Below are 23,324 nucleotides of genomic sequence, written 5' to 3' on the forward strand. Positions count from 1 at the left end.
GTCGAGCGAGGAGAACGTCTTGGGCACCTACAACACCGCGATGCAGAAGGCTTTCCTGGCGGGCTCCGACAGTGACGTCCACGGGCTGATCTCCAAGCGCACCGTCGAACTCGACGGGGTGGCCGTCACGCAGGTGACGTTCGGCGTCGGTGCGCGGTGGTCGAACGACCTGAAGTCCTACGCCGGCACGGAACTGTGCGAGCTACCGCACGTCGCCTATGTGGTGTCCGGCACGTTGGCTGTTCGGATGGCCGATGGCGCCGAGGAGACGTTCCCGGCCGGTCACGTGATGTTGTTGCCGCCCGGCCACGACGCGTGGACCGTCGGCGACGAACCCTGTGTCTTCATCGAGTTCTCCCGCGGCAACGACTATTACGCGCACTAGTCGCGCGGCCACACGATCATGGGCACCGGTAGTGCCCTCATGATCTTGCCGGCCGAGTGGCCGAGGAACAGCCTCCGGGGCTGGGCGAGACGGCTCGAGCCGATCATCACGATCTCGCTGTCCTGGAAGTCCAGGCCCTCCACCGCGTGTTCGAGCGAATCTCCGTGGCCTACAACGCTTGTCACCGGAACCTCGGCCGGCAGCCCGGTTCTCGCCTTGTCGACGAGCGCCGCCGCGTGCTGCTCTGCCAGATGGGTCCACTCCCGGCGCCGCTCCTCGCCGACGGCCACCAGCGACATCAACCGCAGCGGAACCTTCCATTCGCCCGCCAGGCGGACCGCGTTGTCGAACAGGACCTCGTTGCCGGGTCGCGTCCCTACCGCACAGGTGATCCGGGTGACGCCGGGTTGGGCCCGGTAGTCCGCCGGAGCGAGGGCCACCGGCACCGCCGACGCGTGCAGCAGAGCGTCGGCCAGGCTGCCCAGCCCGAAGCGCCCGCTGCGCACACGGTGGTAGGTGCCGATGACGATCAGGGCGGCCTCGCCGAGTTCGGGATCGACGGCCGAGTCCAGCAGGCCCTGGGTGATGGAGTCCGCCCTGCGCAGGTGCGCCTCCGCCCGCACGTCCTCGGGCACCCGGGACAGACCGTCCTGCAGCCATTCCCGGCCCTGCTCTTCGACTTCGGCGTTGAACGCCTGGTCGGGCGAGTACCGGTGGAAGGTCGGGGCGTCGCTGGGCAGCACCGAGACGAGATCGAGCGTCGCACCCGAGGACCGGGCGAGGGTGGCCGCGAGGTTCACCCCGTCCACACCGCGCTGGCGCGGCCCGTACCCGACGACATACCGCATGGGTCGTGACGCTACACCGCTGAGACGCCGCAAAAGGGCAAGTGTGGCGACGTTCTTGTGGTAAGCCCCGTGAGTACGTTTCGGCACGAGCGAGATGGCGGTATCACGATGACGCAAGCTGCCTCGGGATCGACGCAAAAGACGACGCTGGCCCGCACGCTGGGGCTCTGGGCGATCGTCGGTCTCGGCCTCGGGTACATGACCCCGACCGTCGTGTTCGACACCTTCGGCATCGTGTCTGCCGAGACCGGCAACGTCGTGCCCACCGCCTACATCTTCGCGCTCGTGGTGATGACGTTCACGGCCGTGAGCTACGGCAGGATGACGCAGGTCTTCCCCTCCGCTGGTTCGGCGTACACCTACACCTCAGAAACCATCAACCCGAGTTTCGGCTTCTTGATCGGCTGGGCGGCGCTGCTCGATTACCTTCTGCTCCCCCTGGTGAACGCCCTCATCATCCGCAGCTACTTGTACTCGTTCTTCCCCTCGGCACCCCAGTGGCTCTGGGTCGTCGTCTACGTCGCGGCGATCACCGCGATGTGCCTGTTCAGCATGACCAACACCTCGCGGGTGAACATGCTGCTCGTGGTGTTCGAGGTGGTGCTGATCGGGGTGTTCCTGATCCTGGCCGGCAAGTCGCTGATGGACGGGATGGGCAACGGCACCCTGTTCTCGACCGAGCCGCTGTGGCATGAGGGCGTGCATCTGAACCTGGTCATCACCGGGGCGACGATCGTCGCGTTCTCGTTCATCGGCTTCGACGCGATCACGATGTACACCGAGGAGGCCAAGGACTCCTCGACGGTGCCGAAGGCGATTCTGCTGGCCCTGATGATCGGCGGCGCGATCTTCTTCGTCTCCGCGTTCTTCACGCAGTCGCTCTTCCCCGACGTCTCGAACTTCAGCCAGGAGTCGCTGGAGAACAGCGCGCTGCCGGAGATCGCCTACAACGTCGGCGGGCATCTGTTCAAGATCCTGCTCACCTCGGCCGCGTTCGCTGCCACAGTGGCCTCCAGCCTCGCCTCGCACGCGTCGGTCTCCCGGCTGCTCTACGTGATGGGACGCAACGGCCGGGGGCCGATCGGGCGGTTCTTCGGTTACCTGCACCCCAGCTTCCAGACGCCGTCGTACGCGATCATCTTCGTCGGGCTCGTGTCGTTGCTGGCGATCGGATTCAACCTGGACTTCGTGGCCTCGTTGATCAACTTCGGAGCACTGATCGCGTTCACGATGGTGAATCTCACCGTGATCGTCTATTTCGCCTACCGGCGCCGTGAGGTGCACGGAGCGCGTCAGATCCTGCGCAATATCGTGCTGCCGGGGCTCGGGGTCATGTTCACCGTCTTGCTGTGGCTCTACCTGTCGGCCGAGTCGACCCGGTACGGGATCATCTGGTTCGTCATCGGAATCGTGGTGTTGCTGTGGCTGACCCGCTTCTTCCGCCGGCCCCTGACCCTCAACATGGGCGAGCCGGAGTAGGCGTCAGGCCTGCGATCGAAGCCGGCACACAAGTGTCGGCCGGCGACCTAGACTCGCTGCGAACAGAGTCGACAGAGGCGCCAACGCACGACAACGAGGAGCGAATCGAAGATGAGCACGTCCCTGTACGCGGTAGTCGACCCGTCCACCGGGGAGCTGGTCAAGGAGTACCCGACCGCCACCGACGAGCAGATCGAGCAGGCGATCGCGGCGGCCGACAAGGCCCACCGCGAGTGGTCCCGCAGCACGTCGGTCGCCGATCGGGCAGCGCTGATCCGTCGGGTCGCCGAGCTGCACGAGGAGCGCAAGGAGGAGCTGGCCCGGATCATCCAACGCGAGATGGGCAAGCCGCTCGACCAGTCGATCGGTGAGGTGGAGTTCAGCGCGGCGATCTACACCTTCTACGCCGACAACGCCGAGAAGTTCCTCGCCGACGAACCCATCGACCTTCTCGATGGCGAGGGCTCGGCAGTGGTGCGCCGCAGCTCGGTCGGCGTGCTGCTGGGCATCATGCCGTGGAACTACCCCTACTACCAGGTCGCCCGCTTCGCGGGTCCGAACCTGGTCATCGGCAACACCATCGTGCTCAAGCACGCGCCGCAATGCCCGGAGTCGGCGGAGGCTCTGCAGAAGATCTTCACCGACGCCGGCTACCCCGAGGGCGCCTACGTCAACGTCTACGCAACCAACGAGCAGATCGCCACGGCGATCGCCGACCCCCGCGTCCAGGGCGTGTCGCTGACCGGCTCCGAGCGGGCGGGGGCGGCCGTGGCCGAGATCGCGGGCCGGAACCTCAAGAAGGTGGTGCTCGAGCTCGGCGGCTCGGATCCGTTCATCGTGCTGTCGACCGACGACCTCGACGCCACGGTGGAGGCCGCCGTCGACGGCCGCTTCGAGAACACCGGTCAGGCGTGCAACGCCGCCAAGCGCATCATCGTCGCCCAGGACGTGTACGACGAGTTCCTCGACAAGTTCACCAAGAAGGTGCTGGAGAAGGCCGACGGTCTGGCGCCGCTGTCGTCGGTCGCGGCCGCCGAGCGGCTCGAGGAGCAGGTGCAGCGCGCGGTGTCCTCGGGTGCACACCTGATCAGCGAGGGCCAGCGCAACGGCGCGCACTACCCGCCGGCCGTGCTGACCGACGTGCCCGCCGACTACCGCGAGGAGCTGTTCGGTCCGGTGGCGTCGGTCTACAAGGTGGCCGACGAGGACGAGGCCGTCGCCGTCGCCAACGACACCCCGTTCGGGCTGGGGTCCTACGTGTTCACCACGGACACCGAACAGGCCAAGCGCGTCGCCGACAAGATCGAGGCGGGCATGGTCTTCGTCAACGCGGTGGGAGCCGAAGGTGCGGAGCTGCCGTTCGGCGGCGTGAAGCGCTCAGGCTTCGGTCGCGAGCTCGGCCGGTTCGGCATGGACGAGTTCGTCAACAAGAAGCTGATCCGCATCGCCGGCTGACGCGAGGGCGGGCGCCGGCGTTCAACCGCGCCGGCCCCGCTCCAGGATCCGGTCGCGCACCCGGGTGGGCACGGCCAACCCGACGGCCATCGCGACGACGGTCAGCAGGGCGGTGGAGCCGTTGGTCGCGACCTCGAGCAGGGTCTGTGCGCCTGCACCTGCGGCGAGTTCGGCGACTCCGGTGACGGTCCGGAAGACGTACATGCCGGGCACCAGAGCCACCACCGACGCGAAACCCACTGCGGCGAAAGGCATGTGTCGCAGGTACGCCATCGGGGTGAGAACCGCGCCCGTCAGCAGACACGCCAGCAGCGCCGCCACCGGCAGACTCGCATGCCAGCTGTCGATCGCCCACCAGTGCAGCGCATGCGCGGCCATGCCGACGGCGATCGGCCAGCCGAGCAGGCGGTACGGCATCGAGAAGAACACCGGGTAGCAGGCCGCGGCGACGCCCGCGGCGAGGACGTCGACCGCGAACGGGACCGCGGCCGGTGGTGACGTCAACGGCAGCGGTTGCCCACCCGGCCACAGGCCGACCATCAGGCCAATCGCGATGGTCGCCAGCACGAGCAGCGCATAACTGAGCCGCGCGACCGCCAGCGTCATTCGCGCCGCGAGCAGATCCATTGCGCCGATGAGGATCTGCGGACCGGGCACCAGCACCATCGCCGGGCACACGGCGATCAGTCCCGCGGCGGACTGCAGACCGATCACACCGCCGACGGTCCCGGCTGCCCCCGCGATCACCGCGGCCACGAACGTCTGGAGCAGCGGGTCCGCGCCGAGCCTCGCCAGCCCGCGGCGCAGCGCGCCACCCAGCGCCGCCGCCGCGGCGATCAGTCCGACGACCCGGATGTCGTTGGCGCCGAACACGACCGCCAGGGCGGCCGCGCCCACCCCGCACGCCGCGACGAACGCAAGGGTCGAGGACGGCGCGAGGCGCTCGGCCGTATCGATGACGTGCTCGATGTCGTCGCGCTGCACGGGACGGCGGCCGGCGTCATCCACCGCCCGCATCACGGTGGCCACCCGGCGCATGTTGACGCCGATCGGACGCGTCTGCCCGATCAGCGCGTTCGCGCCTCCCGCGCGGGGTTCGTAGACGGTCACCGACGCCCATCCTGGAATCACGACGGCGGGCTGCCCCAGCCCTCGCGAGAGTCGTTGCACCGCTTGCACGGTCATGCTCGTCGACTGCCCGCTGTCGTGGAGCAGCTGCGCTGCGTGCAGGATGGTGCCCAACGCCCCGGTGGCGTCGGGGCGTTGGGCATGGCGCGTCATCTGAGCATTGTGCACGGCGGCAGCGGATCGCAGGCGACGGTCCGGTCGCCGTCCGCTTCTACTCGGCGGGGATGAGCAAGGTCTTGCCGTGCAGGCGACCGTTGTCGGAGGCCTCGTGCACCGCTGCGGCCTGGTCGAGGGGACGCCGGTCGGCGATCTCGATGCGCAGTGTTCCGTCGTCGACGCGGCGGACCAGTTCGGCGAGTTGGGCGGCATCGCTGCGGACGAACACCCGCTGCGTCCGGACTCCTCGCGGCGGGTTCTCCGGCCCGAACACCATGGTCCCGACATGGAAGCCGCCGTCGGCCACGGCGCCGAGAAGAGCCTGGGTCTCCTCATCGCTGGTGCTGACGAGATTGAGCACCACGTCGAAGGGTCCGCCGTCGACCTCGACCGGTGATGTCGTGAAGTCGAGGTAGCCGACGATGCGGTCGGCGCCCAGGGCGCGTAACCGCTCGGCGTCGCGGTCCTTGGCGGTGGCGGTGACGACGACGCCGGCCTGCTTGGCCAGTTGGACGGCATAGCCGCCGACCGCGCCGGAGGCACCGTTGATCAGCACCGACTGCCCGCCGGTGAGCCCGGCGACGTCGAACAGTGCTTGCCAGGCGGTCAGCGCGGGCTCGGGCAGAGCCGCGGCGTCGGCCAGGGGGACCGCCGTCGGCCCGGCTGCCAGTGACTCGGCCGGCACCAGGACGTACTCGGCGGCGGCGCCGTCGGCGTCGAGGGGCAGGAACGCCACCACGGCGTCGCCGACCGCCCAATCCTGAACGCCCGCACCGATGTCGGCGATCGTCCCGGAGACGTCGACGCCGGGGATGTGCGGGAAGCTGATCTGGTACACCTGCGCCAGGTACCCGCCGCGGATGCCGGCGTCCACCGGGTTGAACGTCGTCGCGGCGACCTTCACCACGACCTGTCCCGGCCCCGGCACGGGACGTGGAGCCTCCTCGTACCGCAGGACGTCGCTGCCCCCGTACTCGTGATAGCGCACTGCCTTCATGATGTCTCCTTCGTTAATTGCTTCGATATCGAAGCAGCTACAATCGTGGCAACTTGCTTCGATCTCGAAGCGATACCAAAGTCCAGGTGTGACGCTGGCCACAGTTCGAGCGGGACCTCCGACGGTGACGGTCAGCGCCGACCCGGAATACCGCCTCGGCGGTGCGGTGTTGCCCAGACGAACGAGGAACTTCGCAGGAGGCTGGCATGCAGATCGGAATCATCGGAGCAGGGCACATCGGTGGCACGCTGACGCGGCGGTTGCGCGAGCTGGGACACGACGTGAGGGTGTCGAACTCGCGGGCCCCCGAGACGCTCGCCGATCTCGAGAAGGAGACGGGCGCAACGGCGGTCTGGGCGAAGGACGCCGCCGCCGACGCCGACCTCGTGATCGTGAGCATCCCGCAGAAGAACGTGCCCGACCTCGCCGACGGCATCGTCGATGCGCGTAAGCCGGGAGCTCCGGTGATCGAGACCAACAACTACTACCCGCAGCAGCGCGACGGCGAGATCGCGGCGATCGAGGACGGCCAGGTCGAAAGCGCCTGGGTCGCCGAGCTCATCGGCGCTCCGGTCTACAAGGTGTTCAACGGCATCTTCTGGAAGCACCTTCTCGAGAGGGGCAAGCCCCAGGGTGCGCCGGACCGCATCGCGCTTCCCATCGCCGGCGAGGACGGCCCGGGCCGGGCACTCGTCCACGATCTGGTCGACCAGCTCGGATTCGATCCCGTCGATGCCGGGCCGATCTCCGAATCGTGGCGCCAGCAACCCGGCACCCCCTTGTACGGCAAGGACTTCGGCGCAGAGCGGACCCGCGAGGCGCTCGCCGAGGCGACGCCCGAGCGCACCTCCGACTGGAGCGCGCGGACGGCGTGATCGCTCTCTAGGCTTGCGGAACCTCGATGTCGGAGAACAGCACACGGACTCCGCCGGTCGAGAGCCGCCCCATCGCTTCGAAGAACCGCCCCGCCTCGGGAGACGTCACGGCCTCACTGGCCGATGCGTAGTCGGGATAGTAGAGATCGATCATGCGGTAGGCGGGTGTGGGGCTGCCGTCCTCTTTGGGCCAGACCTTGGACGCCTCGAACCTGATGTGACCGGGAAACGACCGGGCGACGTCCAACTGCTGCTCCGGGTACCTCGCCTCGAATTCCTCTGGGCTCAGCGGATTGTCGTAGATGACGGTGATCTTGGTCTCGGACATCTCTTCTCCTCATGAGCAGGTGTGGGCGACGATGCGATAGCGCGAGCGTCACAGCGAGTGTGGCACGGCGCCGTGGTGACGTTGCGCTGACGAAACACTCATCACTGAGCAACGTCGCTCTACACTGAGCGCGACGCGGAGGTGACAGTGAGCGACGAGCAGGCCCATGCGCCCAACCGATTGGAACGGCGCAAGCAGCGCACGCGTGCCGCGCTGATCCGTGCGGCCCAGACGTTCATCGCCGACGGCCGGCTCAACGCACCGATCCTGGAGATCACCCAGGCCGCAGACATCGGATTGGGGTCGTTCTACAACCACTTCGAGTCCCGGGAGGAGCTGTTCGCAGCCGCGGTGGCCGAAGTCCTGGACGCGCAGGGGGAACTGCTCGATCACTTGACCGCGCAGATCACCGACCCTGCGGAGAGATTCGTCTGCCGCTACCGGTTGTGTGGGCGGTTCTTCCGGCGGCAACCGCAGGAGAGCCGCATCATGCTGTCCATCGGTCCGGCGCTGCTGTCCTCCGACCGCGGCCTGGCCCCGCGCGCCAAGCGGGACATCCTCGCCGCGGCCGAGGCCGGCCGATTCACCGTCGACGATCCCGACGTGGCGCTCGCCGTCGCCGGCGGCGCACTCCTGGGCCTGGGCCAGTTGCTCTTCGCCCAGCCCGACCGCGACGACGCCCAGACCACCGACGACGTCGCCGCCCATGTGCTGCGCACACTCGGCATGACCGGTAGGCAGATCCACGCACTGGTGTCGCGGCCGCTGCCCGACCTCACGTCCATCGATCTCTAGAGTGAGCTCATGTCGGTCGACCAGCAGATGCACGTCGGGAGCCTGCACCGTTACCCCGTCAAGTCGATGCTCGGGGAGACGGTCTCGGTGCTCGACGTCGGTCACGGGGGCGTCGAGGGCGACCGCCGGCTGGCGTTGATCGACGACGAGACCGGACGGGTGGCCAGCGCCAAGCAGGCTCGGCTGTGGCGGCGGCTGCTGACGTGCTCGGCCCGCACCGACGACGACGGCCGCGTCCGGGTCCGGCTGCCTGACGGCGCCGACGTGCCGGCCGACGACGCTGCCTTCGAGCCGACCATGACCACTCTGCTGGGGAGGCCCGTGCGCGTGGCTACGCAGCGGACGCCCGGGGCGACCGTGGAACGCGCCGACCCCGAGCAGGTGCTCGATCGGGGTCTCGACGCCGAGGTCGACGCACCGCTGCTCGAGCTGGCGGAGGCGACGCCGGGCGAATCGTTCGTCGACCTCGCTCCGCTGCACGTGATCACCGCGGCCACGCTCGCGCACATCGGCACCGAGGCACTGCGCTATCGACCCAACATCGTCGTTGCGACGCCGCCCGGGCATCCTCCCTACAGCGAGAATGATTGGGAAGGAGAGATTTTCACCGTGGGATCGGTACAGCTGAGGGGAATGGGGCCGACGCCGCGCTGTGTGATCCCCACCCTCGAGCACGGCACTCTCGATCGCGCGGCGCACGCTCTGCGCACGCCTGCGGCAGAGAACCTCGTCGAATCCTTCGGTCTGGGTCGTCTCCCGTGCGCCGGCGCCTACCTCGACGTGATCACCGAGGGCAGGATCGGCGTCGGCGATCGCTTCGCGCGGGTCTGAGACCGCTCAGCTGCATCCGCAGGAACTGCGGTGGTGGAACATCGTCGGCACCCGGATGCGCTGCGGCGGCCCGTCCTCCTTGCGAATGCGTCGCAGCAGCAGTTGGGCGGCAGTGGCACCGATGGTCTCGACGTCCTGCCCTGCCGCAGTGAGCTTAGGCTCGAACAGGTCCGACCATTCGAAGTCGTCGTAGCAGACGAACGCGACGTCCCGGGGAATCGACAAGCCCAGGCTCCGAACGGCTTTGAGGGTTCCGATCGTCATCGCGTTGTTCATCGACACCAGCGCCGTAGGCCGGTTCGGGCTTGCCAGCAGTGCGCGGACTTCGCGTTCGGCCACGTCGGTACTGGACTCGCCCTCGACGACCAGGCTGGGGTCCAGGCCGATCCCCCGGCCTTCCAGAGCCGCGACGTAGCCGTCGAACCGTTCGGTGGTGGAGGAGATTCCGGGGATTCCGCGGACGACGGCGATGCGGCGATGGCCGAGATCGAGCAGATGCTCGGTCAGCATCCGTGCCGACGTCACGTTCTCCGGGCCCACCTGGTCGCAGTCGACATCGAGCATGCGGTCGATCAGGACGAGCGGTGTTCCCGTGCGGGTGATCCCGGGAAGCGTGGACCGTTCCGATCCGGCCGCCGGCGCGACGATCATCCCGTCCACCTGGCGGTCGAGCAGCGAGTCGGTGACCCGCTTCTCCGAGTCGACGGCGTCGTGGGAGTCGCCGACGATCAGCACGTAGCCGGCGTCGGACAGCGCTCGCTCGACGGCGTGCACCAGGCTGCCGAAGTACGGATTCGTCAGCGCCGAGATCGACAGCCCGACGGTATGGGTCCGTCCGGCCGCCAGCGACCGGGCGACGCCGTTGCGGCGGTAGCCGGTCTCGGCGATGGCCACCTCGACGCGTTGGCGGGTCGCGGCGTCGACCTTGCGGGTGCCGTTGAGGACGTGCGAGACGGTGGAGGCCGAGACGCCGGCGAGGCGGGCGACGTCGCCCATGGTGGTCATGGCAGGCGCAGGATCCGGTCGGCGCGGCCCGCGGTCGACTCGATCAGCTGGGCGTTGCGCTCGTCGGATCCGAGCGCCCACCGCTTCGCGTCCTCCGGCGACTTGCCGTACGCCTCGTGGCGGCGCACCAGCCGTCGATGCCGAACGGCGGTGTCGGGGGCCAGGAACCACACCTGCTCGAGGCAGGACCGCGCTGCCGGCCACGCGTCGGACTCCAGCAGCAGGTAGTTGCCCTCGGTGACCACCAGCGGCGTGGTCGGGTGCACCGGGATCGACGAACCGATCGGCTCCTCGATCTCACGGCGGAACCGCGGCGCGTACACGACCGGGTCATCGGTGCGCTGCGCCCGCAGCGTGGCGAGCAGCCGCGCATACCCGCCGTCGTCGAAAGTGTCGTGCGCGCCTTTGCGGTCCCGGCGGCCCAGGGCGATCAACACCTCGTTGGCCAGATGGAAGCCGTCCATGGGGACGAGCACGGCCGCTTCGGGGCCCAGAGCATCGACCAATTGCTCAGCGACGGTGGACTTTCCGGCGCCCGGTGCGCCGGTGAGCCCGAGGATCCGTCGCTGCCCCGGGACCACGAGCGCGCCGGCCCACCCGACCAGCTGATCGAACGTGGCGTCCTCGACGTCGGCGATGCTCACCGGCCACCCTTCCCTGTCTGCAGGGCGGATAGTTCCCGCAGCCATGCACGGGGTCCGACGATCGAGCATCGCAGCGCCGCCACCTGAGCCGAGCGCTGGATGCGCTCGACGATGCCGAGCCGCTCGGGGTAGAAGCAGTAAGCGCCGTGGAAGACGTCGCCGGCCCCGAGGGTGTCGACCGCCCGCACGGCCGGGACCGGGACCGATCCGGACTGTCCGTCGGACCACCAGTCGACCGGGTCGGGGCCGTGGGTGGTGACCACGGTACGGACTCCGGTGCTGACGAGTGCGGTGGCCGTCGAGCGCGGGCCGTCGGTGTCCGGAACCCGGAAGTCGTTGGAGCACACCATGTCCGTCGCGTACTCGATGAGGTCGTCCATCACCGGCTTCCATCGGCCGGCGTCGACGACGACCGGGACCGCGCGGGCCGCGGCGTACCGAACGGCGGCACCGGCGATCAGCGGGTGGTGCCCGTCGACGAGCAGCACGTCGGCGCCGGCGACGACGTCATCGAGGTGCGCCGGCGGGGTGGCGTCGGAGCGCACGGCGTCGAGGGACACCACCGACCGGTCCCCCGTCGACTCGACCACCGACACGGACGACACCGGCACCGGCCGGGTGGCGCCCTGCGCGGCGTCGATCACCTCGACGCCGTGGGTGGTCAGATCGGCGCGGATCAGGTCGGCGACCGGTTCGTCACCGAGCGCCGTCACCAACGTCGCGGCCCCGCCCAGGGCGGCGAACGTGACCGCCGCGTTCGCGGCCGGCCCGCCGGCGGACACGAATTGCGCCGTCGACGTGACCTTCTGGTTGACCTCGGGAGGTTCGGCGATGCGGTGGATCACGTCGAGCGTCGCCAATCCGACGAAGACACCGATCGGCCGTTTCTCAGAGCCCGGCGCGTTCCTCATCGGTCGGCTCCTCCGCACCGGTCATGAGCGCTACCACCTCGGACATCGAGCGCTTCTTCGGATCGACGACACCGGCGCGCTGGCCGAGCCGGTGAATGTGGATCCGGTCGGCCACCTCGAACACGTGCGGCATGTCGTGGCTGATCAGCACGACCGGGATCCCGCGCGCACGAATGGATTTGATCAGATCGATGACCTGTCCCGACTCCCGCACCCCGAGCGCGGCGGTCGGTTCGTCCATGATGATCACGCCGCGGCCGAACGCCGCCGCGCGCGCCACCGCGACGCCCTGCCGCTGCCCACCCGACAACGTCTCCACGGTCTGGTTGACGTTCTTGATGCCGATCTTCAGGTCGGAGAGGTGCTGGGCGGCGTCCTGCCGCATGCGGGGCATGTCCAGTCGGCGGAAGATGCTGCCGGCGAACCCCTTTCGGCGTACCTCGCGGCCGAGGTAGAGGTTCGAGGCGATGTCGAGCGCCGGCACCACGGCGAGGTCCTGGTACACCGTCTCGATGCCGGCGGCCCTGGCGTCGCGGGTGTTCTTGAACGCCATCGGGGTGCCGTTCATCAGGATCTGGCCCGCGTCGGGAATGACCGCCCCGGCCAGGGCTTTGATCAGGCTGCTCTTGCCGGCTCCGTTGTCGCCGATGACCGCGAGCACTTCGCCGGCGCGCAACTCGAAGTCGGCGCCGTTGATCGCCGTCACGTTGCCGTACTTCTTGACCAGGCCCCGCGCTTCGAGAACAGGTGCGCCGTTCATCGTGATCTCCTGCGGGTGAACTGATCCACGGCCACCGCGACGATCACCAGGATTCCGGTGGCGATGTTCTGGTAGAGGTTGTCGACCCCGGCCTGGGTCAGGCCGTTGCGCAGCACGCCGACGATCAACGTGCCGACCAGCGTGCCGCCGACACCGCCCCGGCCACCGAACAGGCTCGTCCCGCCGATGACCACCGCCGTGATGGTCTCGAGGTTGGCGTTCTGGTAGGCGTTCGGATCGGCATTCGGGATGCGGCCGAGGGCGGCCCACGCCGCGATCGCGGCGATCACGCCGGTGGTGATGTACACCGACAGCAGCACCCGGCCCGACTTGATGCCCGACAGGTCCGACGCCTGCGGGTTGCCACCGACGGCGTAAATGTGCCTGCCCCAGGCGGTTTGGGAAAGCGCGTACCACATCACCAGGTAGACCAGCAGCATCGCGACCACGCCGAAGGTCGTGGAGAACGATCCGATGCGGAAGGACGTGCCGAGGAACGTCAGCGGACCCGGTTCCACGCGGTAGGTCTCGGACCCCGCGAGCAGCCGGGTCGCCGCCTGGATCGCGGTGAAGGTGCCCAGCGTGACGATGAACGGTGGCAGTCGCAGGCTGGTGACAAGCCCGCCGTTGATCGCGCCGAACACCACGCACACCAGCAGCGTCGAGCCCAGCGCCACGACAGGCCCGTTGGCGCCGGCGCTCTGGGCCATCACGATGGTGCCGAAGACGGCCACCGCCCCGATCGAAAGGTCGATGCCGGAGGTCAGGATGATCAGCGTCTGGCCCACGGCGAGGATGCCGACGACCACGGACTGCTGCAGGATCAGCGACACGTTCTGGGGTTCGAGGAACGAATCCGAGACCGCGCTGAAGATGATGATCGCGATGACGAGCGCCACCAGCGGGCCGAGCAGCGGTTCACGCAGCAGACTCTCCGCGGTGAACCGGCTCGCCAGCGACGGCTTCGTCTGTGCGGGCGCGCCGGTGGTCATGACCCGGCTTTGCCCCAGCAGTTCTGTTCGCCCCAGGCGGTGTCTTTCGACGGCAGGCCGGGGACGGGCTTGTCAGTGATGAGCTCGGACCCGGTGTCGTTGAAGCCGCTGGGCTTCGTGCCGTCCTTGGCGAACTTCACGACGGCCTGCACCCCCAGCTCGGCCATCTTCGCCGGGAACTGCATCACGGTGGCGCCGATCTTGCCGGCCTTGACGTCCGCGACGCCCGTGCAGCTGCCGTCGATCGAGCCGATGGTGATCTGACCGGCCCGGTTGGCGGATTGGATGGCCTGGTACGCACCGGCGGCGGCCGGCTCGTTGATCGTGTAGAGCGCGTTGATGCGCGGCGCGCGCTGCAGGATGTTCTCCATCGCGGTCTGCGCCTTGGTCTGGTCGCCGTTGGTGTTCTCCTGCGCGACGATCTCCGGGGAGCCGTTGGTGATGCCGAAGCCTTCGAGGAAGCCGTCGTGCCGGAACGTGTCGACGGTGCCGCCCGGGGTGCCGTCCAGCATCACGACCTGGGGGGCGGCGTTGCCGATGGCCGCACGGACCCACTTGCCCTGGCTGACACCGGCGGCCTTGTTGTCGGTGGCGTAGGTGGCGTCGACCGCGTCTTCGGGGTCGGTCGCGGTGTCGAGGGCGATGACGATGACCCCGGCGTCGCGCGCCTTCTTGATGGCGTCGAGAACGCCGGTGGAGGAGTTCGGGGTGATGAGGATGCCCTTGACGCCCTGGCCGACCATGTTCTCGATCGCGGTGACCTGGCCCTCGTTGTCGCCGTCGAAGGCGCCGGCCAGCGCGATCAACTGGGCGCCGTCCTTGTCGGCCTGGGCCTGGGCGGCCTCGCGCAGTTTCACGAAGTAGGGGTTCGAATCGGTCTTGGTGATCAGGCCGACCTTCACCTCGTCCGAGCCCGACCCGCCGCACCCCGTCAGACCGAGGACCATCGAGCCGGCCATCAGGACGGCCCCGACCGCGAGCGTGGACCGGTTGCGCTTTCCGACCATGTGGACTCCTTTGTCCGGTGTGCGACGCCGTCCGCGCCGCGGCTGTGCAGGAGCCTAGAACCCAGGCAAGCGCTTGCGCATGCGCTTTCGTGAATTGGTTCGGTTTCGTTCTGCCGGCGGCGGATCTCCCCGATACTGACCTGCGTGGCCGACGAACACCGCGATGCGAACCGGGCAATGTGGGACGAACGTGCCCCGGCGCACGCCGCCTCCCCGGACTATGCCGTGCAGCGGTTCCTCGATGACCCCGACTGGCTGTCCGACGTCGTCCGCTTCGACCTCCCGCGCCTGGGGGACATCAGCGGCCTGCGTGGCGTGCATCTGCAGTGCCACATCGGGACGGACACGCTCTCGCTAGCCCGACTCGGGGCCCGCATGACGGGCCTGGACTTCTCGGGGGTGTCGGTGGCGATCGCCCGGCGCATCGCCGCCGAAGCGGGGATGGACGTCGACTATGTCGAGTCCGACGTGTTCGACGCGGCAATCGCGTTGGGCGAGGGCGGTTTCGACCTGGTGTACACCGGCGTCGGTGCCCTGATCTGGCTGCCGGACGTGCGCCTGTGGGCTCAGACCGTCGCTCGGCTGCTGCGCCCGCACGGCCGGCTCTTCCTGCGCGACGGGCATCCTGTCCTGTGGTCGATCGACGAAGAACGCACGGACGCGCTGGTGCTCACCTACCCGTACTTCGAGCAGATCGAGCCGGTGCGGTTCGACTCGCCGGGCACCTACGTCGAGACCGATGTGGTGTTCACCAACACCGAGTCGCGGGAGTGGAACCACGGCCTGGGGGAGGTGGTCACCGCCCTGCTGGAGGCTGGTCTGGACCTCACCATGCTCGTCGAGCACGACTCCGTGCCCTGGGAGGCGCTGCCGGGACGCATGCACTGCCAGGACGGAGAGTGGCGGCTCGTCGAGAACGGCGATCGGCTGCCGCTGAGCTTCACCCTCCAGGCCGTCAAGAGGGCCTGAGCCCTCAGCTGACCGTCTTGCGCAGGCGAATCGCAGCGCTCACCACCAGGGCGATGACGCCACCGACGACCGCGGCGGCGAGCAACGAAATACCCTGTGCCACATCGGCATTCCAGCCCAGAAAGTTGATGGTGGTGTGCACGGTGTTCTGCAGCACGAAGATCAGCAGCGCGATGCTGAGAAGACCCGCGGCGATCAGTGCGAGCTTGGCGCCGACACCGCCGGAGCGGCGGGACAGGGTGGGTTCTGTGGTGTTCATCGAAGGTTCCTTTCTGTGACAGCACCTCGTGTGCTTCTGCCGGTGTAGTCGTCGGCACCACGCGGAAAACGAACGCCCGCCCCGGGTGTTCTGACTCACAGGCAACACCGCGGTCGCGGGGCAGGAAACCCCTGGTTGGCAACACCCACCCTGCTGGGCTACCGTCGAAAACCTGACCACACGGGAGCGCACCCGCACGTGCGCTGAGAGGACGGCAACGGGCCGTCGACCGTAGAACCTGACCGGGTAATGCCGGCGTAGGGAGTGACAATGACATCGCAATCTGTTCGCCCGGTGTACCGGTGGCGCGTGGTCGACATCGTGGTCGCCAGCGTGCTCGCTGTCGCCGCCGGGCTGGTGTTCGTCCTGTGGAACATCGCGTCCAACCCGATCGGCGCACCAATGAGCGCGGTCCTGCCCGGGCTGCAGGGTCTGGTCGGCGGAGGCTGGCTGTTCGCCGGCGTGCTCACCGCCCTGGTGATCCGGAAACCGGGCGCGGCTCTCTACGGTGAGCTGGTCGCCGCCGTGGTGTCGGCGCTGGTCGGCAACCAGTGGGGTGTGCTCACCATCGAGTCGGGACTGGTGCAGGGCGCGGCCGCCGAGCTGATCTTCGCCGTGTTCCTGTACCGCCGGTGGGGTCTGCCGGTGGCCGTACTGGCCGGCGCGGCGGCCGGCCTGGCGATGGGGATCAACGATCTGATCCTCTGGTATCCCGGCTCGACCGCCACCTTCTCGGCGATCTACGTCGTCTCCGGGATCGTCTCGGGCGCCGTCATCGCGGGCGCCCTGTCGTGGTACGTGGTCCGCGGTCTCGCCAAGACCGGTGCACTGTCGCGCTTCGCGTCGGGCCGGGTGGGCGCACCCGCCGACGCCCGGTCGTGACCGCGTCCCACCGACCGTCCGGCGGCGTCGCCGTCGCCGCCAGAGACTGGCATTGGCGCCATGCCGGTCGCACCCGGTGGGCGCTGAGCGGCCTCGACCTCACGATCGAGCCCGGCGAGCGGGTGCTGCTGCTCGGGGCCAGCGGCTCGGGCAAGTCGACGCTGATGCAGGGGCTGGCCGGTCTGCTCGACAGCGACGAGGACGGCGACGAGTCGGGAGCCCTGCTGCTCGACGGTGCGGCGCCCGCGCACAGCCGTAGCCGCATCGGCATGGTCCTGCAGAATCCCGACGCCCAGGTGATCCTCTCCCGGGTCGGCGACGACGTCGCGTTCGGCATGGAGAACTTCCGCGTGCCGCGCGAGCAGATCTGGCCGCGGGCGCGGCGGGCGCTGGCCGCGGTGGGCCTGGAACTGCCGGTGCGCCATGACACGTCGCACCTGTCCGGTGGTCAGAAGCAGCGGCTGGCGCTGGCCGGCGTGCTGGCGATGAATCCCGGTCTGCTGTTGCTCGACGAGCCGACCGCCAACCTCGACCCCGCCGGTGTCGGCGAGGTGCGCGACGCCGTCGCCTCCGCCGTCGAGCAGAGCGGCGCGACGTTGATCGTCATCGAACACCGCACGGCGGTATGGCTTCCCGTGGTCGACCGGGTGGTCGTGCTGGGGGTGGACGGCCGGGTCGTGGCCGACGGAGCGCCCGCCGGTGTCCTCGACGGGCAACGGGAGGAGCTGCGGCGCGCCGGGGTGTGGGTGCCCGGGCTGGAGCTGCCGGCGATCCCCCGCAATCGCGCGCCGGGCCCGGCGCTGCTGGCGGCCGCCGACCTGTCCGTGGGCTATCCGTCGGGCCCGCCGGCGGGCGTGGTGGACTTCGAGATCGCCCGGGGCACAACGACGGTCGTCACGGGCCCCAACGGGGTGGGCAAGTCGGCGCTGGCGCTGACCGTCGGTGGGCTGCTGCCTCCGCGCAGTGGCCGGCTGGACGCGGAGCGCGGCTTCGCGCCGTCGGCGCAGCGCCGCGAGCCGCTGCGGTGGCGGTCACGGGAGCTGCTGACGCGTATCGGCAGTGTGTTCCAGAATCCGGAGCACCAGTTCCTGACCGGCAGTGTGCTCGACGAACTGGCTCTCGGACCCCGCGCGCTCAAACGCGACAGCGCCACCGTCACCGCGGTATGTGATGAGCTGTTGGAACGGTTGCACCTGACCCATCTGGCGCAGGCCAACCCGTACACGCTGTCCGGTGGCGAGCAGCGTCGGCTCTCGGTGGCGACGGTGCTCGCGACCCAGCCCGAGATGATCATCCTCGACGAACCCACGTTCGGCCAGGATCGCATCACCTGGGAAGAACTGTTGCGTCTGCTCGCCGACATCGCTGATCAGGGGACCGCGGTGGTCGCGGTGACCCATGACGCCGACTTCGCCACGCTTCTCGCCGACCAGCGCATCGACCTGCACCATTTGGACTCCGACGCCGTGGCGGTCCCACGATGAGCGTCGTCACCGACGCAGCGGCCGTCCCCGTCGCGCAGGTCAACCCCGTCGCGAAGTTGGCGGCGGCGTTCACCATCGCCGTCGGCCTGGTCCTCAGCGTCGACTGGGTGTCGGCGTCGACCGCGCTGGCGCTCGAGGTGATCCTTCTGGCCGCGATTCGAGTCCCGTTGCGGTCCTTGCTGAATCGCGGCGCGATCCTGGTGTTCGCCGCCGCGCTGACGGCGGTGACCATCACGCTCTACGGGGAACCGAGCGGCACGGTGCACTGGCATTTCCTGCTCATCACCGTCAGCGACGGGTCCATCACCCTGGCGGTCGCGACGTTTCTGCGGGTCCTGGCGATCGCACTGCCCGCGGTCTTCCTGTTCATCGACACCGATCCGACGGAGCTCGCCGACGGCCTGGGGCAGGTACTGCGGCTACCGGCCCGGTTCGTGCTCGGCGCGCTGGCCGGCGTGCGCATGATCGGGCTGCTCGGCCAGGACTGGCGCTACCTCGGATATGCCCGCCGCGCACGGGGTGTCGCCGACCACGCCCGCATCCGGCGGGCAGCGGGGCAGGCGTTCGCGCTGCTGGTCTTCGCGGTCCGCCGCGGATCGATGCTCGCCACAGCGATGGAGGCGCGCGGGTTCGGCGCCCACCCCACCCGGACGTGGGCGCGGCCCTCACCCTTCGGCCGCCGCGAGATCGCGCTGATCGTATCGGGTTTCGTCATCGTGGCGGTGGCGGTCACGACGTCGGTCGCCACCGGCCATTGGAACTTCATTGGAAGTCGGTGACGTCGCGCGGCGGCTGTCCGACAGCGATGGCCGCACCGTCCTGATCGACGGGCGATCCGGATCGGGTAAGACGACCCTGGCGATCGAGTTGCACCGGGTGTGGGGCTCCAGCACGGTGGTCCGGCTGGACGACATCTACCCGGGCTGGGACGGCTTGGCCTGGGCGGTCGACCATATCCGCACGGAGTTGCTGCACCCTCGCTCGCAGGGGCGGCCCGGCCGATGGCGCGGATGGGACTGGACGACGAATGCCCCCGCGGGCTGGCATGTCGTGGAGCCCGGGCAGCGACTCATCGTGGAAGGCGTGGGCGCGCTGGCCGGGCCGAACCGCGCGCTGGCCGACCTCGGCATCTGGGTGGACACCGACGATGACGAGCGCAAGCGGCGCGCGCTGCAGCGGGACGGGGACACCTACCGTCCGCACTGGGAGCGCTGGGCCGCGCAGGAAGTGGAGTACATCGCGACGTATCAGCCACGCGCGCAGGCTGATTGGATCGTCACGGAGACGCCGGAAAGTCGAGTGTGGACCGCAGGTGAAGTGGAGCGCGTGCATCGCCGGAGGCGCGAGGAATAGTCCCACTCGTCGGAGTGTTGGCTCGTCCATGCGCGCATTCACCGCTGACGAGCGGCAGCAATTTCTTCAGGGCATGCACGTCGGGGTGCTGTCGGTGGCTGCCGAGGACGGTCGGCCGCCGGCCAGCGTTCCGATCTGGTACGACGTGACTTCCGAGGGGCAGATCCGGATCAACACCGGGGCAGGCTCGCGCAAGGCTCGGCTGATCGAGCGAGCCGGCGTCGTGACACTGGTGGTGCAGCGCGAAGAGTTGCCGTACCAGTACGTGGTCGTCGAAGGCACGGTCGTCGAGGTGACCACACCCGCGCCGAGGGATGCCCGCGAGCAGATCGCCATCCGCTATCTCGGCGAGGACGGCGGGCGCGCCTTCGTCGCGGGGATGGGCGACGCACCGAGCGTGCTCTTCACCGTGCGACCGGACCGGTGGATGAGCGCCGACTTCTCCGACGACGTGTAGCTGCTGTCGGCGCGTACAGCGGCACCGATCAGGGACGCCACTGCGGATCGCGTCCGATGAAACAGGCCATGCGGGTGACCGGATCGGCATCGGCGGGGACCGCGACGGCCGGTCCGTACTGTCCCGAGGAACGCAGCACGTCTTCCATCGCCGACATGCCGTCGACGAGGGTCGCCGCGAACTGCGGGTCGAGCAGCGGGTCGCGACCGGTCGACATCGCCAGATCCCAGGTGTGCATGAACACGTCCGGGGTGTAGAAACGGTCGATCGCCTCGGCCAACTGGTGGGTGCCCGCGTACGGGTGGGTGAATTGCGCTGCCGATTCCGGCCCCTCGAGGAGCGCTTGCACGTCAACGCAGTGGCTGCCCCACGCCGCGCCGGGATCGTCGCGGCGCGGCTGATCGACAGGAAGTGCCACACCGCCGGCCCGCAGGAATTCTCGCGACCATCCGATGAGGTGGTCGACGACGTCCCAGGCGCACCAACCCGCGACCGGCGTCGCAGCATCCCAATCTGGCACGGCTGCAACATGTTCAGCGAACCGTTCGGCCACCGCCCGATGACGATCGGCGGGGTCGAGGTCGCACAGACGCGGCATCATGTCAGAGGCCTCCCGCCGGCGAGCGCCTGCGCAGGCAACCAGGTACGACTGTCGCCGAGGTCTTCGCACCCCAGCACGCGGTCGGGTTGTCCCTCGAAGGTGTTCATGATGCCTTGCCCTTCCGTCGCGGTTCCTCGGCCTTGTCGTTCATCTGCGCCAGGACGGCATCCAGCCGCCGGCAGCGCTCCTCCGCCCGGGCGCGGTAGCGCTCGATCCATGTGTCCATCAGGTCGAACACCCCTGCCTCGAGATGCACGGGCCGGGTTTGCGCCGCGCGTGACCGGCTCACCAATCCAGCGGTCTCGAGCACCTTCAGATGCTCGGACACCGCCGGCATGCTGATGTCGTAGTGCTGCGCCAACGCGCCGACCGTCGCATCCCCCGCCGCGGGGCGCGCTACCATGTCCAGCCGGATCGGATCACCCAGCGCAGCGAACACTTTCGGCAGAGTCTCGGCCATGAAAGTCATCAACCCCTCGGTTGAATACGACTTTGCGGGATCGCGTTACCCTCCGTCAACCATTGAGTTGACAGCAGGCAGCGTCCGGCTGAGATGCGCATCGCACTGGGCGATTCATCGGCCGCGCCGGAGGCCCGCTGTCAGGGTCCCGAGGCAGAATACGAAGGCGCCCGCATTCCGCGGGCCTTCCCATCGCCCCGTGGGGAAAGGACCCGCAAGCAGTGAGTTACACCGCCGCCGACATCACCGAGCTCGACGATGTCCAGCACACCCGCCTGCGGCCGGCGGTCAACCTCGGACTCGACGTGCTCAACACCGCTCTGCGGGAGATCGTCGACAATGCGATCGAAGAGGTCGCCGACCCCAGCCACGGTGGGAGCACCGTCACCATCACGTTGCACGCCGACGGGTCGGTCAGCGTTGCCGACGACGGCCGCGGCCTGCCCGTCGACACCGACCCGGTGAACGGGAAGAACGGCATCGTCAAGACGCTCGGCACGGCACGGGCAGGCGGCAAGTTCTCCGCCCACTCCGACGCGGCCAGCACCGGTGCCGGCCTGAACGGGATCGGTGCGGCGGCGGCGGTGTTCATCTCCGCGCGGACCGACGTGACGGTGCGCCGGGCCGGGAAGACGTACCTGCAGAGCTTCGGCGGCGGCTACCCCGGGGTGTTCGACGGCAAGGAGTTCGACCCGGATGCCCCGTTCACCCGCGCCGACACGCAGAAGCTGCGCGGCTCGGGCAACCGCAAGCCCGATGCCCACGGCACCACGGTGCGCATCCTGTTCGATCCCGCGGTCGTGCCGGACAGCACCGTGGACATCAACGAGGTGCTGTTGCGCGCGCACGCGGCGTGCCGGATGTCCCCCGGCGTCCACCTGACCGTCCTCGACGAAGGCTGGCCGGGTGACGAGGTCAGACCCGAGTTGCTCGAGGCGTTCCGCGGGCCGTGGGGCACCGACACCCTGCTCGACCTCATGTGTGTCGCGGCGGGCACTCCCGTGCCCGGTGTGCGCGCGGTGGTCGAGGGCCGCGGCGAGTACACCACCGGCCGCGGACCGACGCCGTTCCGGTGGTCCTTGACCGCCGGCCCCGCCGAGCCGGCCACGGTCGCCGCGTTCTGCAACACGGTGCGCACCCCCGGCGGCGGCTCCCATCTGACCGCCGCGGTGAAGGGACTGTCCGAAGCGCTGGCCGATCGCGCGTCACGCATCCGCGACCTGGGGCTGGCCAAGGGCGAAGACGGCCCGGAAGCGCAGGATTTCGCCGCGGTGACCGCGCTCGCCGTGGACACCCGCGCCCCCGACGTGTCGTGGGACTCGCAGGCCAAGACCGCGGTGTCCTCGCGGTCGCTGAACGTGGCGATGGCCCCCGATGTGGCGCGCAGCGTGACCATCTGGGCGGCCAACCCCGGCAACGCCGACGCCGTGTCGCTGTGGACCACGTTGGCCCTCGAGTCGGCGCGGGCACGGCGCAGCGCCGAGGGCGCCAAGGCCCGGTCCCGGGCGGCGTCGAAAGCCAAGGGCCTGGGCACCAATCTGTCACTGCCGCCGAAGCTACTTCCCAGCCGTGAGACCGGGCGCGGGTCGGGCGCCGAACTGTTCCTGTGCGAGGGTGATTCGGCGCTGGGCACGATCAAGGCCGCGCGTGACGCCACGTTCCAGGCGGCCTTCCCGCTGAAAGGCAAGCCGCCCAACGTCTACGGATTCACCGTCAGCAAGGCGCGCGTCAAGGACGAATTCGATTCGATCGAGCGCATTCTGGGCTGCGGGGTGCGCGACAATTGCGATCCGGAGTCGTGTCGTTACGACCGGATCCTGTTCGCCTCCGACGCCGATCCCGATGGCGGCAACATCAACTCCAGTCTCATCTCGATGTTCCTGGACTTCTACCGGCCGCTCGTCAAAGCGGGCATGGTCTATGTCACGTTGCCCCCGCTGTTCGTCGTCAAAGACGGTCAGCAGCGCATCTACTGTCAGGACGAGTCCGAACGCGACGCCGCGGTGGCGCAGTTGAAGGCTGCGTCCAACCGCAAGGTCGAGGTCCAGCGCAACAAGGGCCTCGGCGAGATGGACGCCGACGACTTCTGGAACACCGTGCTGGATCCGCAGCGCCGCACGGTCATTCGCGTCCATCTCGACGACGGCGACCCGAAACTGCACCACACCCTGTTCGGTGGGCCCCCCGAGGGCAGGCGCACCTGGATGGCTGAGGTCGCCGCGCGCGTCGACACCGCCGCTCTGGATCTGACGTAGGAGAACAC

At 69.0% G+C, this 23,324-nt stretch carries 26 protein-coding genes and 1 riboswitch; of the genes, 13 read left to right on the forward strand and 13 right to left on the reverse strand.

The features are described from left to right. The first annotated feature begins 19 nt into the window (after positions 1-19). On the forward strand, positions 20-385 hold the full coding sequence (locus MCHLDSM_RS24790; protein WP_060937605.1) for a cupin domain-containing protein: 366 nt from the start codon (positions 20-22) through the stop codon (positions 383-385). Here MCHLDSM_RS24790 and MCHLDSM_RS24795 read toward each other — a convergent pair. After that, positions 382-1,233: a universal stress protein gene (locus MCHLDSM_RS24795; RefSeq protein WP_048472426.1), complete on the reverse strand. Its 852-nt coding sequence runs from the start codon at positions 1,231-1,233 to the stop codon at positions 382-384. The genes MCHLDSM_RS24790 and MCHLDSM_RS24795 overlap by 4 nt on opposite strands. Before the next feature lie 108 nt (positions 1,234-1,341). Between MCHLDSM_RS24795 and MCHLDSM_RS24800 the strand changes: the two genes are divergently transcribed. Beyond that, positions 1,342-2,712: an APC family permease gene (locus MCHLDSM_RS24800; RefSeq protein ID WP_048472427.1), complete on the forward strand. Its 1,371-nt coding sequence runs from the start codon at positions 1,342-1,344 to the stop codon at positions 2,710-2,712. Positions 2,713-2,823: 111 nt separating this feature from the next. Continuing rightward, positions 2,824-4,167 carry an NAD-dependent succinate-semialdehyde dehydrogenase gene (locus MCHLDSM_RS24805; protein ID WP_048472428.1) on the forward strand — a complete coding sequence of 448 codons (1,344 nt, stop codon included), beginning with the start codon at positions 2,824-2,826 and terminating at the stop codon, positions 4,165-4,167. A 21-nt stretch (positions 4,168-4,188) separates the two neighbouring features. On the opposite strand, the gene MCHLDSM_RS24810 is transcribed toward MCHLDSM_RS24805, so the two are convergent. After that, on the reverse strand, positions 4,189-5,448 hold the full coding sequence (locus tag MCHLDSM_RS24810; protein ID WP_048472429.1) for a threonine/serine exporter family protein: 1,260 nt from the start codon (positions 5,446-5,448) through the stop codon (positions 4,189-4,191). A 58-nt stretch (positions 5,449-5,506) separates the two neighbouring features. Next, a complete protein-coding gene (locus MCHLDSM_RS24815) occupies positions 5,507-6,448 on the reverse strand; it encodes an NADP-dependent oxidoreductase (RefSeq protein WP_048472430.1) in 942 nt (313 codons plus the stop codon). Positions 6,449-6,609: 161 nt separating this feature from the next. Between MCHLDSM_RS24815 and MCHLDSM_RS24820 the strand changes: the two genes are divergently transcribed. Next, complete coding sequence (locus MCHLDSM_RS24820; RefSeq protein WP_268782092.1) at positions 6,610-7,323, forward strand: NADPH-dependent F420 reductase; 714 nt, start codon at positions 6,610-6,612, stop codon at positions 7,321-7,323. A gap of 7 nt (positions 7,324-7,330) precedes the next feature. Here the strand turns inward: MCHLDSM_RS24820 and MCHLDSM_RS24825 are convergent, their stop codons facing one another. Then, a complete protein-coding gene (locus MCHLDSM_RS24825) occupies positions 7,331-7,651 on the reverse strand; it encodes an EthD family reductase (protein ID WP_048472432.1) in 321 nt (106 codons plus the stop codon). A 147-nt stretch (positions 7,652-7,798) separates the two neighbouring features. On the opposite strand from MCHLDSM_RS24825, the gene MCHLDSM_RS24830 reads away from it, so the two are divergent. Together MCHLDSM_RS24830 and MCHLDSM_RS24835 are read left to right on the forward strand one after the other, a co-directional pair. Then, complete coding sequence (locus MCHLDSM_RS24830) at positions 7,799-8,446, forward strand: TetR/AcrR family transcriptional regulator (protein WP_048472433.1); 648 nt, start codon at positions 7,799-7,801, stop codon at positions 8,444-8,446. 9 nt (positions 8,447-8,455) lie between these two features. Beyond that, positions 8,456-9,277: an MOSC domain-containing protein gene (locus MCHLDSM_RS24835; protein ID WP_048472434.1), complete on the forward strand. Its 822-nt coding sequence runs from the start codon at positions 8,456-8,458 to the stop codon at positions 9,275-9,277. Positions 9,278-9,283: 6 nt separating this feature from the next. Here the strand turns inward: MCHLDSM_RS24835 and MCHLDSM_RS24840 are convergent, their stop codons facing one another. The 6 genes from MCHLDSM_RS24840 to MCHLDSM_RS24865 are packed head-to-tail and all read right to left on the reverse strand — an operon-like array spanning position 9,284 to position 14,596. Beyond that, positions 9,284-10,282, reverse strand: a complete 999-nt coding sequence (locus MCHLDSM_RS24840) for a LacI family DNA-binding transcriptional regulator (protein ID WP_048472435.1) — start codon at positions 10,280-10,282, stop codon at positions 9,284-9,286. Then, complete coding sequence (locus MCHLDSM_RS24845; protein WP_234714178.1) at positions 10,279-10,926, reverse strand: nucleoside/nucleotide kinase family protein; 648 nt, start codon at positions 10,924-10,926, stop codon at positions 10,279-10,281. Before MCHLDSM_RS24845 ends, MCHLDSM_RS24840 begins: the two co-directional genes overlap by 4 nt. Next, the gene (locus MCHLDSM_RS24850) at positions 10,923-11,837 is read right to left on the reverse strand and encodes a PfkB family carbohydrate kinase (protein WP_048472436.1); all 915 of its coding nucleotides are present in this window, start codon (positions 11,835-11,837) and stop codon (positions 10,923-10,925) included. The genes MCHLDSM_RS24845 and MCHLDSM_RS24850 overlap by 4 nt, the downstream gene beginning before the upstream one ends. Continuing rightward, positions 11,815-12,597 (reverse strand): ATP-binding cassette domain-containing protein, encoded by a 783-nt coding sequence (locus MCHLDSM_RS24855; RefSeq protein ID WP_048472437.1) that lies wholly within the window; start codon positions 12,595-12,597, stop codon positions 11,815-11,817. Before MCHLDSM_RS24855 ends, MCHLDSM_RS24850 begins: the two co-directional genes overlap by 23 nt. Then, positions 12,594-13,589 (reverse strand): ABC transporter permease, encoded by a 996-nt coding sequence (locus MCHLDSM_RS24860; RefSeq protein WP_174545802.1) that lies wholly within the window; start codon positions 13,587-13,589, stop codon positions 12,594-12,596. Before MCHLDSM_RS24860 ends, MCHLDSM_RS24855 begins: the two co-directional genes overlap by 4 nt. Next, complete coding sequence (locus MCHLDSM_RS24865; RefSeq protein WP_048472439.1) at positions 13,586-14,596, reverse strand: substrate-binding domain-containing protein; 1,011 nt, start codon at positions 14,594-14,596, stop codon at positions 13,586-13,588. Before MCHLDSM_RS24865 ends, MCHLDSM_RS24860 begins: the two co-directional genes overlap by 4 nt. Before the next feature lie 144 nt (positions 14,597-14,740). On the opposite strand from MCHLDSM_RS24865, the gene MCHLDSM_RS24870 reads away from it, so the two are divergent. Then, the gene (locus tag MCHLDSM_RS24870; RefSeq protein WP_201780403.1) at positions 14,741-15,565 is read left to right on the forward strand and encodes a class I SAM-dependent methyltransferase; all 825 of its coding nucleotides are present in this window, start codon (positions 14,741-14,743) and stop codon (positions 15,563-15,565) included. A gap of 4 nt (positions 15,566-15,569) precedes the next feature. Here the strand turns inward: MCHLDSM_RS24870 and MCHLDSM_RS24875 are convergent, their stop codons facing one another. Further along, the gene (locus tag MCHLDSM_RS24875; RefSeq protein WP_048472440.1) at positions 15,570-15,824 is read right to left on the reverse strand and encodes a lipopolysaccharide assembly protein LapA domain-containing protein; all 255 of its coding nucleotides are present in this window, start codon (positions 15,822-15,824) and stop codon (positions 15,570-15,572) included. A gap of 170 nt (positions 15,825-15,994) precedes the next feature. After that, a riboswitch (TPP riboswitch) is annotated at positions 15,995-16,105 on the forward strand. Between MCHLDSM_RS24875 and MCHLDSM_RS24880 the strand changes: the two genes are divergently transcribed. The 5 genes from MCHLDSM_RS24880 (at position 16,095) to MCHLDSM_RS24900 (ending at position 20,000) form a co-directional block, all read left to right on the forward strand. Continuing rightward, entirely contained in the window at positions 16,095-16,706 is a 612-nt protein-coding gene (locus MCHLDSM_RS24880; protein WP_048472441.1) for an ECF transporter S component, read from the forward strand. (Overlaps the previous riboswitch by 11 nt.) Then, entirely contained in the window at positions 16,703-18,190 is a 1,488-nt protein-coding gene (locus MCHLDSM_RS24885; RefSeq protein WP_048472442.1) for an ABC transporter ATP-binding protein, read from the forward strand. Before MCHLDSM_RS24880 ends, MCHLDSM_RS24885 begins: the two co-directional genes overlap by 4 nt. Continuing rightward, a complete protein-coding gene (locus MCHLDSM_RS24890; RefSeq protein ID WP_048472443.1) occupies positions 18,187-18,969 on the forward strand; it encodes an energy-coupling factor transporter transmembrane component T family protein in 783 nt (260 codons plus the stop codon). Before MCHLDSM_RS24885 ends, MCHLDSM_RS24890 begins: the two co-directional genes overlap by 4 nt. Beyond that, positions 18,956-19,543 carry a nucleoside/nucleotide kinase family protein gene (locus tag MCHLDSM_RS24895; protein WP_048472444.1) on the forward strand — a complete coding sequence of 196 codons (588 nt, stop codon included), beginning with the start codon at positions 18,956-18,958 and terminating at the stop codon, positions 19,541-19,543. Before MCHLDSM_RS24890 ends, MCHLDSM_RS24895 begins: the two co-directional genes overlap by 14 nt. A gap of 28 nt (positions 19,544-19,571) precedes the next feature. After that, positions 19,572-20,000: a pyridoxamine 5'-phosphate oxidase family protein gene (locus tag MCHLDSM_RS24900; protein ID WP_048472445.1), complete on the forward strand. Its 429-nt coding sequence runs from the start codon at positions 19,572-19,574 to the stop codon at positions 19,998-20,000. Positions 20,001-20,028: 28 nt separating this feature from the next. On the opposite strand, the gene MCHLDSM_RS24905 is transcribed toward MCHLDSM_RS24900, so the two are convergent. After that, positions 20,029-20,601, reverse strand: coding sequence for a DinB family protein (locus MCHLDSM_RS24905; protein ID WP_048472446.1), 573 nt, complete (start codon positions 20,599-20,601; stop codon positions 20,029-20,031). Between the two features lie 103 nt (positions 20,602-20,704). Then, on the reverse strand, positions 20,705-21,061 hold the full coding sequence (locus tag MCHLDSM_RS24910) for an ArsR/SmtB family transcription factor (protein ID WP_048472447.1): 357 nt from the start codon (positions 21,059-21,061) through the stop codon (positions 20,705-20,707). Positions 21,062-21,282: 221 nt separating this feature from the next. Here MCHLDSM_RS24910 and MCHLDSM_RS24915 point away from each other — a divergent pair, with 221 nt between their 5' ends. Further along, positions 21,283-23,316: a toprim domain-containing protein gene (locus MCHLDSM_RS24915; protein WP_048472448.1), complete on the forward strand. Its 2,034-nt coding sequence runs from the start codon at positions 21,283-21,285 to the stop codon at positions 23,314-23,316. The last annotated feature ends 8 nt before the right edge of the window (positions 23,317-23,324 follow it).

Origin of the sequence: Mycolicibacterium chlorophenolicum (assembly GCF_001044235.1) — a bacterium.
GTDB classification, from domain to species: Bacteria; Actinomycetota; Actinomycetes; order Mycobacteriales; family Mycobacteriaceae; genus Mycobacterium; species Mycobacterium chlorophenolicum.